This is a genomic window from Flectobacillus sp. BAB-3569 (assembly GCF_002270355.1).
Classification (GTDB): Bacteria; Bacteroidota; Bacteroidia; order Cytophagales; family Spirosomataceae; genus Flectobacillus; species Flectobacillus roseus.
The window spans coordinates 1-14,075 of sequence record NZ_NJFZ01000035.1 but is presented as its reverse complement, the minus strand read 5'-3'; the positions used below and the strand labels follow the sequence as shown (position 1 = coordinate 14,075).

The following is a 14,075-nucleotide window of genomic DNA, read 5'->3' as shown; positions in this document are numbered from 1 at the left end:
ACCATGGAGGGTCAAGGCTAAACCATAAAGTCAACATTTAACTAAATTTGGGACTAATAGCTATTAAAGGAGTGTGCTATGTCATCTATATAAAGGTATTTTGAGCTTCTATTTTTTAGAACTGAAGGTGGTGTTTCTGTTTTAAAGACATCTAACTTTCATTACTCTAAACCAACTTATGTGGTAACTTTCGAGTTGGTAACTGTCCATATGAAATCAAGATAATCTTACAAACGACTCAATTATCTATTCACCTAATATTTTAAGAAATACTAAATGAATAGATAAGGCCTAATATATTTAGCTTGGCTTAAGAATTTTAAATGAAATTTATTAATAGTATAAGATATGAAATGTTAAAATGAAGATTTATAAAGGAAAAGGTTGTGATAATATATACTCTGAAAGAAAAGTTATTGTTTCAACATAGCGATTATATCTTATAAAAGTTTTTGGACCTCGCTTACAAGTACCCATGAGCACTTCCTTTGCTGAAGGTAGATTAGTATTAGGTAAGACAGGAAAACATTTAATGTAATTAGTTAGAGCAGATTGACTCTCGTGAGCAATATAATCTCTAATAGCTTTCATTTCATTAAGGTCAGTAAAATACTTAGAATGTGATAATGCAGAAAATGAATTATCTGAATCCTCAAAAATATGTCCAGACATTTTTCTGATAAAATCTAATCCTAAAGTAAATTCATTATTTTTTTTTGAATTATAGCTAAGAAATGTCCTGTATCTGTAAAATTTAACTTTCTATTTGGGCAATATCCATTCTGATTTACTCCCCCAATGCAATATTGCTCAAACATCATAGTAAAAAACTTTTCAAACTTTATGTATATTTTGAAAAACGCTATATCTATGATTTCATTCCGAACAGATTGCAAATAATTACTCTCATCAGTTGAATTGTTAAAAGTTATTCCTTGTGGAATAGTATTCATTTTAGAATCCCAAAAGGAAATTTCGTCAAGTATCTCTTGATTTTCCATTAAAATATTGCTTCTAATAAGTCTACTATTCTTCTTGTTCTTTCTCCTTTATTAGTTGTATGAACTTTATGAAGTTTTAAAATATGTTCAGCAAACTCATCATCAGAGAGATAGGCTTCATAGTCATTTAGCTTGTTAAGAATATGAACCATCTGTTTTTCATGTTTTTCACTTTTTTCAATTACTGCATTAGGATTAGCCTCACTAAATCCTTTAATACCAAAAAAATAAGAGTTTAATGAACAATAAAGAGTAAAAAAATAATTTGGTTTCTTAAAAAAAGTCAATGAGATTGTTTCGTGCTTAAACATCTTGAAAATAAAGCTCAATAGAAAATCAAGTTTGCTTTCTACAACTTCACAGTTTTCAAAAGAAGAGTCATATTTTTTGTAATATTCTTCAATTGATTTATTTGTATCATTTGTAATACCATCAAGCAAATGAATTACCAAATAGTTAAAAAACTGAACATCTTCCATTCTTGTAAAAGCTTTATCAGAAAAAATCTTATTATCTAAAAACCACTCTCGATACTGGCTTGCTTTTCTGTATATAAATACTTTAAATTCACCTGAATATCGAGCATTTCTAATTTCTTGTTCATTTAATGCTACATTGTTGGTATTGAGTCTAGCAAACATTTCATATATCAATGAATCAGATTCGATTTTAATAAGCTCAAAACTAATATTGTAGCTTAAAAAATCACTTTGCATTTCATCACTTAAATCCGAAAAATATAAATTACAGTAATCTTTATTATGAGATTTAGAAATAGTGAACTCGTCATTTAAATAACCTATAATAGTTCTTATTCGCTGTTGACCATCAATAATTTCTTTGAAAGTTTTTCTTAACCTAACATCCAAAGATTGTCTCATAAATATTGGTGGAATAGGAAATCCTCTAATAATTGAATCTATCAAATAAGACTTTGCATTAGATGTCCACACTGATTTTCGCTGATATTTAGGAGAAATATCAAGTTCACCTCTTTGGTACCAGCCAAGAACCTCATTGATGGAATATGGTTTAGACTCTTTGTAATTACTAATCATAGTTTTAATCTGTTTTTATGTTCCTTAAGTTGATACAAATAATTATTATGATTTTAAGATCAATGTAAAATTAGCCGTTAAAATTTTAAACTGTTATTACTTTAGCTGTCATGGAATCACATACGAGATAAATATACAGTATATGAACCTATTTCTAGTTTTTGAATTGAAAATTATTCAAAGAACTACCTTGTTAAGTTAGAGGTCAGAAATTCAAGTACGAATGGTAAATATTCAAAACTTCAGACTATACAGAGGGAGTCTGTTTAGCCCCCTCTGTGTAATACTTTATGTAAGCCCAATACTATTACACAAACCTCCAGATACATTTACAGTGCTTTTCCAATAACCACTGCCACTATTTTCTTTTGCTTCTAAGGTGTGTGTACCTTCTGTCAAACCTTCTGCGGTAACTGAGTTGCTATTGCCACATGAAGGACTATTGGAGTAATATACATTGCCATTGATGGTTCCAATATAGTTCCCGTCAACATAGACAGCGATATGCTTTCCATAACCCGTCGAAAACTTCTTATAGACCAAAAGTGATCCTTTAACTGTATTGACCGAAATAGACTTTACAATAACGTCTTGAAGATTATCCTTGGTGACTTTTAAAGTAATCTGATATGTCCCATTTCTTGTGAATTGGCGAAGATGCTCAGAATCATAGTCTTTTACAACATCACCACTTCCATCTCCATAATTCCAAATTGACTTAGTGTTGTTGAGTGATTTGTTGTTAAATCTCACAAACCCATTGTTTTGAACATCATAAGTAAATTCGGCTTTAGGGTTTGGGATTGGGTCATCTTTTTTGCATGATAGCATGAATGCAGAAGGGAGGATGGCAAAAACAAATAACGTGCGTAGAAAGTGTTTAATTAAGTTTTGTGTAAGCTTCATTTTGAATTTTAGGTTGTAAATTATTAATTGATTTATTGAATGCTAGCTGAGAACTTCACGAGATAATTATAGAACTATATGTATAAACGTTGAAGTGAATGCAAAGGTAAGAAAAGAGTGATAACCGTAGTTACCACTCAATAAGTAATGATAAATACTTTGTTTTTAATAATACCTTACTTCAAAAACTGCTTCTTAATAGTAGAGTCTTTTACTTTGGCATACCTTGATAATTGCTTGGTATCTTTCCATCCGACCATTGCAGAAATAGTCGTTGCTGGTATCGCTAATTCGTTCAAAGTATAATCAACAAAGCTCTTTCGTGAGGTATGAAAAGTTATATGCTTTTTGATATTAGCCATCTTTGCTATTTCTTTGATTTGGAGGTTAAGTTTATTGTTGCTCAACCTAGGAAGTGATGCTGCACCTCCGTATTTACAAAAAATTTCAAGAGCTTTATCATTAAGGGGAATTCTTTGGGTAATATCTGTCTTTTCCCGATTTAGTTTAATCCAGATAGTTTTATCTTTATCTATCTCAACGCGTTCGTCTGAAAGAGAATTATAGTCTGTATAGCTCAAAGAGGTCTCTGCACAGAAGCGATAAATATCTAAAGTAAGTCGTTGTACAGGGGAAAGTTCTAGTGCTTCCATTTTATCCATTTCTTCTTTTGTTAATGACACTGGCTCTTTGGCTTTGGCCTTCTCAATTTTGTAGTCATCCAAGACACTTTCCTTACTGTATCCTTTGGAAACTCCATAGGTAGATACCTCCTTAATTAAAACTAGATACTTTTCAATAGTACTGTCTTGGTACTTTGACGTCTGTAGATAAAATTTGAACTCGTCTAAAAAGGAGGTGTTGACATCTTTAATTGGAATTGAGATAATCTTTTTCTTGCCCAAATATTCCCTAATAATAGCATATTTTGACTCTTTCCCTTTAACTGTCAGTTCGCTAAGTTTTTCAGCCTGTAGTAATTTGTTCTGATCAGCCAGAAACTCTTTGAAGACGTCCATAAACTCAATTTCCTTTTCCTTGGTCTTTCGCTCACCAACGTGGGCAAATCTGTGTCTTTCTAGTATTTCGGATGGTCTAATTGGTTCACTCGGTTTCTCATAGGATATTTGAGTGTAGATTTGGGTGAATCTTAATTCATAGAAATCTAACATTTTCTGATGTTTGGCAGATTCTTTACCATTGAAGCACTGCTCCTTAGAATTCCAATGTTTTCGGTGAAGTTTAATTTTAGTAGAGAATGGAACGGACTTTTCACCATCAACTCTTATTTCACAATAGATAACGCCATGGTCTTTAATAGAACCTTCACGAAACCAATAATAAAATGACATCATGTTGATAGGGGTGTAACTTACATTTCTAGGTGGGTAGTTGTTTGAATTTTTAACATTTGGTAAAACTTAAAATTTAATATAAGAAATTATAAAAGTTTACTCTATGTCAAAAAGTATTCCAAAAATCCCAAAAATAAAAATGTAAGTAAAATTGTTAGTAAATTGAAAAATATGCCTTGGTTGCACGTATTAAAGCTTTTTTCGAGGGATTCAGCAGGAAGAGGGAATATGCTAAAAACAAGAAAAGCGAGCTAAAAAGCTCGCTTGCAAGTCATTGAGTAATTCTATGTAGTCCGTACGGGAATCGAACCCGTGTTTCATCCGTGAAAGGGACGTGTCCTAACCCCTAGACGAACGGACCTTATGGGGACGAATAACTAAAAGCTGTTAACTTGTCGTTTTTCGTGATGCAAAATTAGGAAGTTTAAGCGTACGATGCAAATATTTATTATAAAAAAGTATAATTTTTTTTATCTTTTTTCACTTATTGCTACTTAAATATTGTACAATTCCCTGATTAACAAAAGTATAAGTTAGTCGGTGCGAGACATATTTTTGATTATTTTCTTTCTAAGAAAACCTCAGGTAGACGATTCGTAGCCTAAAAATGGGCTTGAAAAATTCCCAATTCTTCCAAAATTACCTAAAATATCCACTTTTTAGCCATGAAGCGCCTCCTCTCATCTAATTGTGGATTGCTCGAACGCCCTTATTGCTTATATTTGGGCTTTCTTATCATGTAAACTTATACATCATGCAAAAAACTACATTCATCAACCTTCTGATGTTACTGCTGCTGTGCTTTACTTCGCAAGCTCAATTGCAGTCGCCTGAGGAATATTTGAAATTTAAAAAAGGAGACCGCTTTTTGAGACATCATCAAGTTGTAAGCTATTACGAATATGTGGCTGCTCAAAACCCTTCTCAAGTAAAATTAATCCAATATGGTTCTACAAATGAAGGTCGTCCACTCATTGCGGCTGTTGTAGCTTCTGCCGAAAATTTTGCTGCTTTGGAAGAAATTCGTACCAATAACCTCAAAGCTATTGGCTTATTAGATGGTAAACCTAGTACTCGCAAACAGCCAGCTATTGCTTGGATGAGTTACAATGTACATGGTAACGAGTCATGTGGTACCAATACAGCTCCATTTGTGATTCATGAATTATTGAACCCAAATTCGGCGCGAAGCAAAGCGATTTTAGCTAATACGGTAGTGATTCTTGACCCTTCTATCAACCCTGATGGCTACGACCGTTATGCTAACTGGTATAACCAAAAAGTAGGAGCAAAATACAATGCTAATGCTGCTGCTTGGGAACATCAAGAACCTTGGCCAGGAGGTCGTTTTAATCACTATATCTTCGACTTGAACCGTGACTGGGCATGGCAAGTTCAAAAAGAGTCGCAAGAAAGAATGGCCTTGTATCGCCAATGGATGCCACAATTACATGCTGACTTCCACGAGCAAGGCGTAGAATCTCCTTATTATTTTTCTCCTGCGGCTAAGCCTTATCATGAAGATATTACGGCGTGGCAACGTGAGTTCCAAAAGATTATTGGAGACTACAACAAAAAGGATTTTGATAAAAATGGTTGGTTATATTTTTCAAAAGAACGTTTTGACTTGCTGTATCCTTCTTATGGCGATACTTACCCTACCTACAATGGTGCCTTTGGTATGACCTACGAACAAGGTGGGTCGGGTCGTGCTGGCTTGGGTATTGTAAAGCGTGACGGTGATACTTTAACCTTAAAACAAAGAATTGACCATCACTTTAGTACTTCTTTTGCTTGTTTGGATGCGATTTCGGCCAATGCTGATAAGGCTGTGACTGAATTTATCAAGTTTCATGACAATACCTCAAAAAACCCTATTGGTCCGTATAAATCGTATGTGATTAAAACAAAAGGTGAAGAGGCTCGTGTAAAGGAATTTTTAAATTACTTGGATAAAGAAGGTTTCCAATATGGTGTTGCTGGAAAAGACTATATGGCCAATGGCTATAGCTACCACGATGATAAAACTGGTTTTGTAAAGGTAGAGGCTGAAGATGTGGTATTTAACCTTTATCAACCTCGTTCTATGTTCTTAAAGATTTTGATGGAACCTAAAACAATGGTAGAAGATTCGATGACTTATGACATTACTTCATGGTCGTTGCCGTATGCGTATGGTTTGAAGGCTTATGCTTTGAAGGATCGTTTGAACCCAGCAGGTAAAGTAAACTTTGAAAACAAGATTACAAAAGCTGAAAATGCATATGCCTATTTGGCAAGATGGCAGTCATTTTCTGACTTGAAATTCTTGTCTGCAATTATGCAAAAAGGCATCAAAGTTCGTAGCGCTGCCAAATCTTTTGAGATAGAAGGACAAACGTATCCTGCTGGAACGCTAGTGATTACACGTACAGGAAATGAACGTCTAGGTGCTCAATTGGAAAAAATCTTGACCGAGGAAGCTACCAAATTAGGCGTTGGTCTTACTGCTGTAACAACTGGTATGGCAACAAAAGGATCTGATTTTGGTTCTGAAAATGTTGTTTTCTTAAAAATGCCAAAAGTTGCTACTGTAGCTGGTGAAGGTATTAGCACAACAGGGTTTGGTGAAGTTTGGCATTTCTTCGACCAACAAATCCAATACCCAATTACTGTATTGCCAGAAAATACCTTAGGAAGTACTAATCTTTCTCAATTTGATGTACTGATTTTGCCTGGAGGTAACTACAACAGAATCTTGAATGAGTCTGCCTTAGGAAAAATTAAAGAATGGGTTCGCAATGGTGGTAGACTTATCGCTATTGAAAATGCATTGAAAGCTTTGGCAGGAAAAGAAGGATTCGAATTGAAAGCAAAAGAGGAGGAGAAAAAGAAAGAATCTGACGAAAGTAAATTAAAAATTTATGGTAACGCTGAACGCGAATCTATTTCAGAGGAGACTCCTGGTAGTATTTACCGTGTAACAATGGATACCACGCATCCTTTGGCATTTGGTTATGGAAATACCTACTTTAGTTTGGTGTTGGAAGGTGCTGCCTATCAATATCTAAATGATGGCTGGAATGTAGGGGTTACTAAATCAAAAGATTTAATTGCTGGTTTTGCTGGTGTGAAAGCACAAGAGAAATTGAAAAATTCTTTGATTTGGGGTGTTCAAGACATGGGACGTGGTAACGTGGTATACCTTGCTAATAACCCATTATTTAGAGGTTTCTGGCAAAATGGTAAGTTGCTATTTGGTAATGCTGTTTTTGTCTTAGGGAATTAAGAATTAAAAGCATAAAATTACCAAGGGGCGCAAGGAGAATCTTTCTCTTGCGCCCCTTATTGTTTGGGATATGCAGAATAAAAATTTTAGTATCAATATTATCCAACTGAATAACAAATCTCTGTCAAACCTTGTAGGTTGCCAATCTCAAGAACTTCAATTAAATGATCAATATCCTGCTGAAAAGAATATTTATCTTGTCCACTGAAATAATATTTCCAATCCTCACTTAAATCTATTTTGCTGGACATGTCACTATTGCTTTGCACTAAAGTCTTGACTATCTTCAAGTTGTTTAAGTAGCTAATTGAATTGACCCAACCAAATTGATATCTTGTATCTTCATCTTCTTCAATATGATTTACTTTTGGCTCTTGAAGAAACTTGCAATCAAAACTCAAAACTTTACTAAGTTCCGAAATTATTGGTTCTCCGCTGTCAGAATGCTGGCTGAGTACCATATTACAAAAATCTCTACTTAAACAACCAATTTCATCTGATGTATATTCATTACTCCAAGTGTAAAACTTGTTGCGTAACTCCTCCGAAGCAATCTCTTTATTCAACTTAATACTAATGTCAAATCCCATTTTTGATTATTATTTATGCGTTTAATGATAATGTTGCAACTTACAAAAATGTATTTATGATGTCGGTATTTATACTATAAACCTATGGTTTAATCTATAAAGGCAAGATTTATAGATTAAATGTAACACAGTATTCTCTTGTAACAATCTTCTTGGATAGTTGTTGCACGCCGATTTTGAGTATTTCACCTAATTCTCCAGATTTGCCTCTTCGTTTAAAAACTCTTTATGAAAGTCGTCTACTTGAATTTTGTTTTGATACTTGTCAAACAAAGGATTTGGGTATTTTGTGATGGCAATTGCAAGATACATTCCTAATTGTTGTCGGCTTCCCATTTTTAGTACAGTTTAAAAATATACATAATCTGTCTACTTTGATTATGTTTAGACCCTTCTTGGGCTGAGTGTAGCGTAGCGGAACGAAGCCCAAGAAGGGTGTTCTGTTTTTTCATTCTATAATCTACTGGGCTCATTCCACCTAGAGAGACATGCGGGCGAACGAAATTATAATCCCTCATCCATAGATCTGTTTCTTGGCGAACTTCCTCCAAAGAATCAAAAGCATAAGCATCTAATACATGTCTGCGGTAAGTTTGATTGAATCGCTCAATGTAGGCATTTTGCGTTGGTTTCCCTGGTTGAATATAGTGAAAAACGATGTCATTCATCTGACTCCATTCTTGCGCTAGCTTTGCTACAAATTCTGGTCCATTATCCATTTGAATCTTAGTGGGCTTACCATATTTGTTCACCAAATGGCGAAGAATATAAATCACCCTACTACTCTTGAGCGAGTAGTCTGTCTCTATGAAAAGTACTTCTCGATTGTAATCATCTATCACGTTAAAGCTTCGGGGTACTTCTAAGGGCTCTTTTACTCTAGCCACAAGACGTTTAGCCTTTCTACGAATAGAAAGACCCATATGCACATACACCCGATGCACTCGCTTATGATTGAAACTATGACCCGCATTGCGCATACGGTAGTAAAACTTCCAAAAGCCTTCACGAGGATGATCCTTACTCAATTGAGATAACTCATCCATTAACACTTGATCGTTCTTAACGGATTGATAACTTAAACTGCTTCGGCTCGTTTTGAAGATACGGCATGCCTTGCTAATGCCTCTTGGATAGAGTTCTTTCAACTCTCGCACTAGTGCTCGCTTGACACAAGGCTTTAGAGCTTTTTTTCTATGACATATTTTGCCATATCCAACTCTAAGGCCAGTTCTGCATACATGCGCTTGAGTTTGGCGTTCTCTTCTTCAAATTGTTTGACCTTCTTGAGTTCGCTAGCTTCCATGCCGCCATAACGCTGACGCCATTTATAAAATGTTACCTTACTGACCCCATATTCCCGAACAATGGTATCTGAGGACTTGCCAGATTCAAATTCCTTAAGAATCTTGGCAATTTCGGTCGGACTAAATTTGCTGCTTTTCATAATACTTACCTAAAGTTAAAAAATATCACACTTTTTAAACTTTTAATCCGTACTATTTTTGGGGAAGCTTACAAACTTGTGTTATGGACTGAGCTTCTTGTTTCAGTCGTTATTTTAATCTTCCCATTCAGCTTTATCAGCATACATTCTTGAATATTTAAAGTCATCAAAGTCTGAATAAAAAGCCGTGTTAGGATAGCCTTCTTTTTCTTTTTACTTGTCCAAGTTAAATGAACTAATGCAAATTGTTTGTCAAATTTAGGTTTCTTAATTTCAAACAAAATATCGTCATTTCTTTGGTCGTGGCAAAATGAAGAAAATTCACTGTCAAACAGAATGTGTTTCTCAGGTTTTCTGAAAATGTAAAGGAATGATTTCTCAATTATGTCTAATTCATTTTTTAGTTCGTCTTCAAATGCAATTTTCTGTTCTATATGTAATTCGTTCCAAGGTTCTTCAACAAAAGGTCGTGGAGGGTTAGTTAGTAAAAAGTCTTGAAGAATTTTATTGTCCACTCTGGCTATGTCAATACGTTTAGGTTCGCTAGGGAGTTCTTTAATGTCGTCAATTGTATATCCTCCTTGAGGAAAGAGAAAAACTCCATTTTCTAATTGAACATTTAGTCGCAAAGAATACCACTTGTGATAGTTTGGCTTATTGGTCTGCCAAAATTCTCAAACATATTTCTGTATTTTGTCAAAATTTATTTCTGTCGGAGTAAATACTCCAAATATTCCGCCCATACTTTCGTCACCGACTTGCGCAACTGTCGTCCCGATAAGTTTTCTATGTGAGAATATTTTTGCTTTCACATTGCCTGTCTTTTAGCCTTGCCAATACGATGTTGGCGGTATTTTTTGTCTACGTACATTGCATAATATATCCACTCACTTTTGTTTTGTCGCACCAAAAAGCATAACAAATTCCACCACTTCCAAAATATACTTCTCCATTTTCCATGTCTGGCAAGTCTGTGTCAAGTTGCAGTAAAAAGTCCATTTTTTCATTAGAAATTGGGCAAACTAAAACTTCCGCACTTTGTATCCAAGTTGGTTCGCCTCCAAGTCTAAACAAGTTTTCTCTACTATTTGAGCTTCCCCAACTTTGAAAAGTCCATCTACTTGGTGTTTCAGCTAAACAAATTTCTGTTTCTTTAATTGGTAAATCTGAATAAATTGCAATTTCCTTTGTTTCTCCAATTTTTGATGGTTTTCCAAAATTGTCGTGTTGGTAAAATATTGCACCGCATTCGTTTAGCTCTCTAATGTGCATCCCTAATATAAGACTTGATAGTCCTGAAATTTTAAGTCCCGAAGGAATTTCATCAAAAGTCACTAAATGAATAAAGGGGTTTTTATCATCATTTTGAAGAATGCCTCCAAATTTATATTTAGTTTCGTCTGCTTCTAAGTTCCACGTTGGATGCTGTTTTTTGTTTGTGTGAATTGGTCTGTCGTCTGAAAAATAGTTGTTATTGAAGATAAAATGTCTTGCAATACTTTGGCAATAATTTTCTATGTTGTCATTTCGCTTTGTAAACCCAACAAGTTCTAAATAAGCCACCAAATATTCTTCTAAATTCTCATTGTCAAAAAGTTTATTGGTTAGAGCATAGTCATAAGCAAAATTGATAGTTTCCAAATTTCTTGTTTCTAACAAACATCTAAATAGCTTTTGCTTGTCAGTAATATTAGTTTCCGAACTTATTAGTTTTTCTTTAAAGATTTGAATTCTGTCACTAACTAAATTTCTCCAAGGGTAGTCGGCAAAATAGGTGCTTTCATTTGGCTTTAAGTCAAATATAAGCTCCAAATAATTGTGCAATAACTCTGGGAACTGCAAACTTGCATATTCAATTACGCTTTCAGCATTTTCATTTTTTGTTTTTTAAAAATATCTAACGCAGAACTTATCAGGTCAGCAAATTGAGATTTGTCAATGTAGCTTAAAATGTCGTTGAAAATTGTTTCATTCTTGTCAAAAGATTTTAGGTATTCAGTTGCAAAGTAAAATATGTCAGTTGAGTTTGATGTTAGGTCAAATAGGCGTTCATAAAGGTTTGGTGTCTGCCAACCGTTATTCTTAAAATCTATTATTAGTTGTTTTGCTTTGTCTATCATTGTAGTAGGGTCTTCCTAAAATTGCCACTAACGAGCAGGGCTTTATGCAGGTTGGGTAATAGTATTCCGTCTGCCGAGAACCGCTGCTGATTAAAAACATTTTGTTGAAGTTATGTACAAAAGCTCATAGTTATTCATCTGCTGGAACTGAAGCTGGGGTTTGCAAATAGCTGATGTTACAATGTTGAGCCCAACTTGCATAAAACCCAATGTTGAGTGCCGTACTTATTCATCGTGTTGTCCAAATGATACTTTTTATGAACTGTTGGTCAGTCTAAAGAAATGCCGAGTTGAGTGTGTCAATAGAATAATAGAAAATAAAATTGCAAGTCCGAAATAAAATCATTTTTTAAAAGTCATATAACTCTTGGGTGCTTCTGGAATGCTTGGATAAAGATTTTCAATTTTAATCGTTTTGTCATCAATTTTTTCGAAGTCAAATTGTTGTCCAGAATATTGAGTTGTCCAAGTAGGGGTCAATAAAATTTTTCCTGATGAAATTGAAAAACTGAAAGTGTCTTTATAACTACTTCCGGTCTCGCTTTTTACAACAAGATTGTTGCTAATAAAATTTAACTGTGAACGTCCAGCAACAGGTGTATTTTCTACATAAAGTCCACTAGCGGATATTGGACTTGTGTCCTTTTTGCAAGAAACAAGAAAAATAAGTCCAAAAATAAAAAGTGTTTGTCGCATAATATGATGCTTAATGTCTGACAATTTAAAAGTTTATATCGTTGCACCATATGGCACACAACGTCAGACTGTGAAAAAACTAACTTGAGTCCTTTTTATATTTGGACACCTATCCGAGAAATTTTCAATTATTAAAACCTAATGGCTTAGATTTGGAGTTTTTTCACAGTCTGACGTTTTCGGGCTTTGCGTTCGGGCGGGTTTCGGAGCACTAAACTGTCAACCAGCACTGAACTTGAATAGAAGCACATAGCTTCAAGTTTGCACGTCACCCCGCCTGACGCAAAACCCTTGTGCCTGTTGCACAACTCAAATATAAAGAAATAACCATAGACTTCCATCTTGTTGAGAACCTTTAATTTTACCTTGGAAAATTGCCCCAAAATGTGTATTTTAAAGATATGCAAGGACGCAAAAATCTCCAGCCAAAAATGTATTACCAAGTCAGTCTGAATAGCTTGGTAAGTGCCGATAACTTCTATCGAAAACTCGAAAAAGCACTTGATTTACACTTTCTGTATGCCCGAACAGCACCTTATTATGGAACTGAAGGTCAGGAGTCCATTGACCCTGTCGTGTTTTTCAAGATATTGTTAGTGGGGTATTTGAATAATATTCCTTCCGATAGACGTCTGATGGAATACTGTTCAAATTGTTTGGACATTCGGCTGTTTCTCCAATATGATTTGGACGAAGCTCTTCCTTGGCATAGTACCATTAGCCGCACACGCCAGTTGTATGGCGAAGGAGTATTTTTGGAGTTGTTTCAAATGGTATTGAAGCTGTGTGTCGACAAAGGCATGGTCCGAGGCAAACGTCAGGCAATTGATAGCGTTTTTATTAAAGCCAATGCCAGTATGGACAGTCTGGTTGAAAAAGAGATATTGGAAGATGCCAGCGCTTTTGTTGATGAACTAGAGGAACAAAGCGAGTTTAAGGTGACAAGCACAATAAAGCTAGTTGAACGTCATCACAACTGGAAACGAACTGCTTACAAAGACATGCCTGCCAATAGTAACAGCGAAAAGTTGGATGAGAATGGGAATCTGATTCGTCCTAAATATGTGTCAAACCATACCCATTATTCACCTACCGATACAGATGCACGCATTAGCGTAAAACCAGGAAAAGCTCGTCAGTTAAACTATTTTGGACAAATAGCTGTGGACGATGCTCATCATGTTATCACTGGTGCATGCGCTGATTTTGCAGACAAACGAGATAGTCAATGTTTAGCCCAAATTCTAGAACTAGCACAAGGGAATTTATCAAACAATGATATTGAATTGGGAGAGATATTAGCTGATGGAGGTTATAGCAGTGGCGAAGCTTTAGCATATTTGGATGCTAAAGGCATCAACGCATGGATACCCAACTTTGGGCAGTACAAACCTCAACGAACAGGCTTTACCTACCATAAAGAGGCAAACTATTACCAATGTACGCAAGAGGGTGGCAAACAAGCAATACTAACCTACAAAGGTGAAAAGACAGACAGCAAAGGCTATACCAAACGTACTTATCGAAGTAGTGAATCAGATTGCAAGGATTGTCCACTTAGAGAACAATGTTGTGGTAAAGCTACAAAATTTAACCGGGCTGGCGAACCAGAAGGTGGATAATAGTATTCACAA

The 14,075-nt window shown here is 35.1% G+C and carries 15 protein-coding genes and 1 tRNA gene; 2 read left to right on the top strand and 14 right to left on the bottom strand.

Annotated elements, in window-relative coordinates; genetic code table 11:
• Positions 1-369: 369 nt before the first annotated feature.
• The 6 genes from BWI92_RS23760 to BWI92_RS23735 form a co-directional block, all read right to left on the bottom strand.
• Positions 370-672, bottom strand: coding sequence for a hypothetical protein (locus tag BWI92_RS23760; protein ID WP_095167554.1), 303 nt, complete (start codon positions 670-672; stop codon positions 370-372).
• A 20-nt stretch (positions 673-692) separates the two neighbouring features.
• Positions 693-1,001, bottom strand: a complete 309-nt coding sequence (locus BWI92_RS23755; RefSeq protein ID WP_095167552.1) for a hypothetical protein — start codon at positions 999-1,001, stop codon at positions 693-695.
• A complete protein-coding gene (locus BWI92_RS23750; RefSeq protein WP_217903471.1) occupies positions 1,001-2,059 on the bottom strand; it encodes a DUF262 domain-containing protein in 1,059 nt (352 codons plus the stop codon). The genes BWI92_RS23755 and BWI92_RS23750 overlap by 1 nt, the downstream gene beginning before the upstream one ends.
• A 288-nt stretch (positions 2,060-2,347) precedes the next feature.
• Positions 2,348-2,965 (bottom strand): PKD domain-containing protein, encoded by a 618-nt coding sequence (locus tag BWI92_RS23745; protein ID WP_095167550.1) that lies wholly within the window; start codon positions 2,963-2,965, stop codon positions 2,348-2,350.
• Positions 2,966-3,141: 176 nt separating this feature from the next.
• Positions 3,142-4,320, bottom strand: a complete 1,179-nt coding sequence (locus BWI92_RS23740; protein WP_095167547.1) for a phage integrase SAM-like domain-containing protein — start codon at positions 4,318-4,320, stop codon at positions 3,142-3,144.
• A 289-nt stretch (positions 4,321-4,609) separates the two neighbouring features.
• Positions 4,610-4,681, bottom strand: a tRNA-Glu gene (locus tag BWI92_RS23735).
• A gap of 393 nt (positions 4,682-5,074) precedes the next feature.
• Between BWI92_RS23735 and BWI92_RS23730 the strand changes: the two genes are divergently transcribed.
• Complete coding sequence (locus BWI92_RS23730; protein ID WP_095167545.1) at positions 5,075-7,588, top strand: M14 family metallopeptidase; 2,514 nt, start codon at positions 5,075-5,077, stop codon at positions 7,586-7,588.
• Between the two features lie 98 nt (positions 7,589-7,686).
• Here the strand turns inward: BWI92_RS23730 and BWI92_RS23725 are convergent, their stop codons facing one another.
• The 8 genes from BWI92_RS23725 to BWI92_RS23700 all read right to left on the bottom strand — a co-directional run bounded on the left by BWI92_RS23725 (position 7,687) and on the right by BWI92_RS23700 (position 12,465).
• A complete protein-coding gene (locus tag BWI92_RS23725; RefSeq protein ID WP_095167542.1) occupies positions 7,687-8,178 on the bottom strand; it encodes a hypothetical protein in 492 nt (163 codons plus the stop codon).
• 189 nt (positions 8,179-8,367) lie between these two features.
• A complete protein-coding gene (locus BWI92_RS27430) occupies positions 8,368-8,514 on the bottom strand; it encodes a hypothetical protein (protein ID WP_176464519.1) in 147 nt (48 codons plus the stop codon).
• A gap of 2 nt (positions 8,515-8,516) precedes the next feature.
• The gene (locus BWI92_RS23720) at positions 8,517-9,224 is read right to left on the bottom strand and encodes an integrase core domain-containing protein (protein WP_095167540.1); all 708 of its coding nucleotides are present in this window, start codon (positions 9,222-9,224) and stop codon (positions 8,517-8,519) included.
• A gap of 134 nt (positions 9,225-9,358) precedes the next feature.
• Positions 9,359-9,625, bottom strand: coding sequence for a transposase (locus tag BWI92_RS23715; protein ID WP_095167537.1), 267 nt, complete (start codon positions 9,623-9,625; stop codon positions 9,359-9,361).
• A 68-nt stretch (positions 9,626-9,693) separates the two neighbouring features.
• On the bottom strand, positions 9,694-10,254 hold the full coding sequence (locus tag BWI92_RS23710; protein WP_095167534.1) for a hypothetical protein: 561 nt from the start codon (positions 10,252-10,254) through the stop codon (positions 9,694-9,696).
• Between the two features lie 232 nt (positions 10,255-10,486).
• Positions 10,487-11,437: a hypothetical protein gene (locus BWI92_RS23705; RefSeq protein WP_217903470.1), complete on the bottom strand. Its 951-nt coding sequence runs from the start codon at positions 11,435-11,437 to the stop codon at positions 10,487-10,489.
• A gap of 44 nt (positions 11,438-11,481) precedes the next feature.
• Positions 11,482-11,745, bottom strand: a complete 264-nt coding sequence (locus tag BWI92_RS27820) for a hypothetical protein (RefSeq protein WP_217903469.1) — start codon at positions 11,743-11,745, stop codon at positions 11,482-11,484.
• A gap of 342 nt (positions 11,746-12,087) precedes the next feature.
• A complete protein-coding gene (locus BWI92_RS23700) occupies positions 12,088-12,465 on the bottom strand; it encodes a hypothetical protein (protein WP_141234902.1) in 378 nt (125 codons plus the stop codon).
• Between the two features lie 377 nt (positions 12,466-12,842).
• On the opposite strand from BWI92_RS23700, the gene BWI92_RS23695 reads away from it, so the two are divergent.
• The gene (locus BWI92_RS23695; protein WP_217903468.1) at positions 12,843-14,063 is read left to right on the top strand and encodes a transposase; all 1,221 of its coding nucleotides are present in this window, start codon (positions 12,843-12,845) and stop codon (positions 14,061-14,063) included.
• Positions 14,064-14,075: the final 12 nt, after the last annotated feature.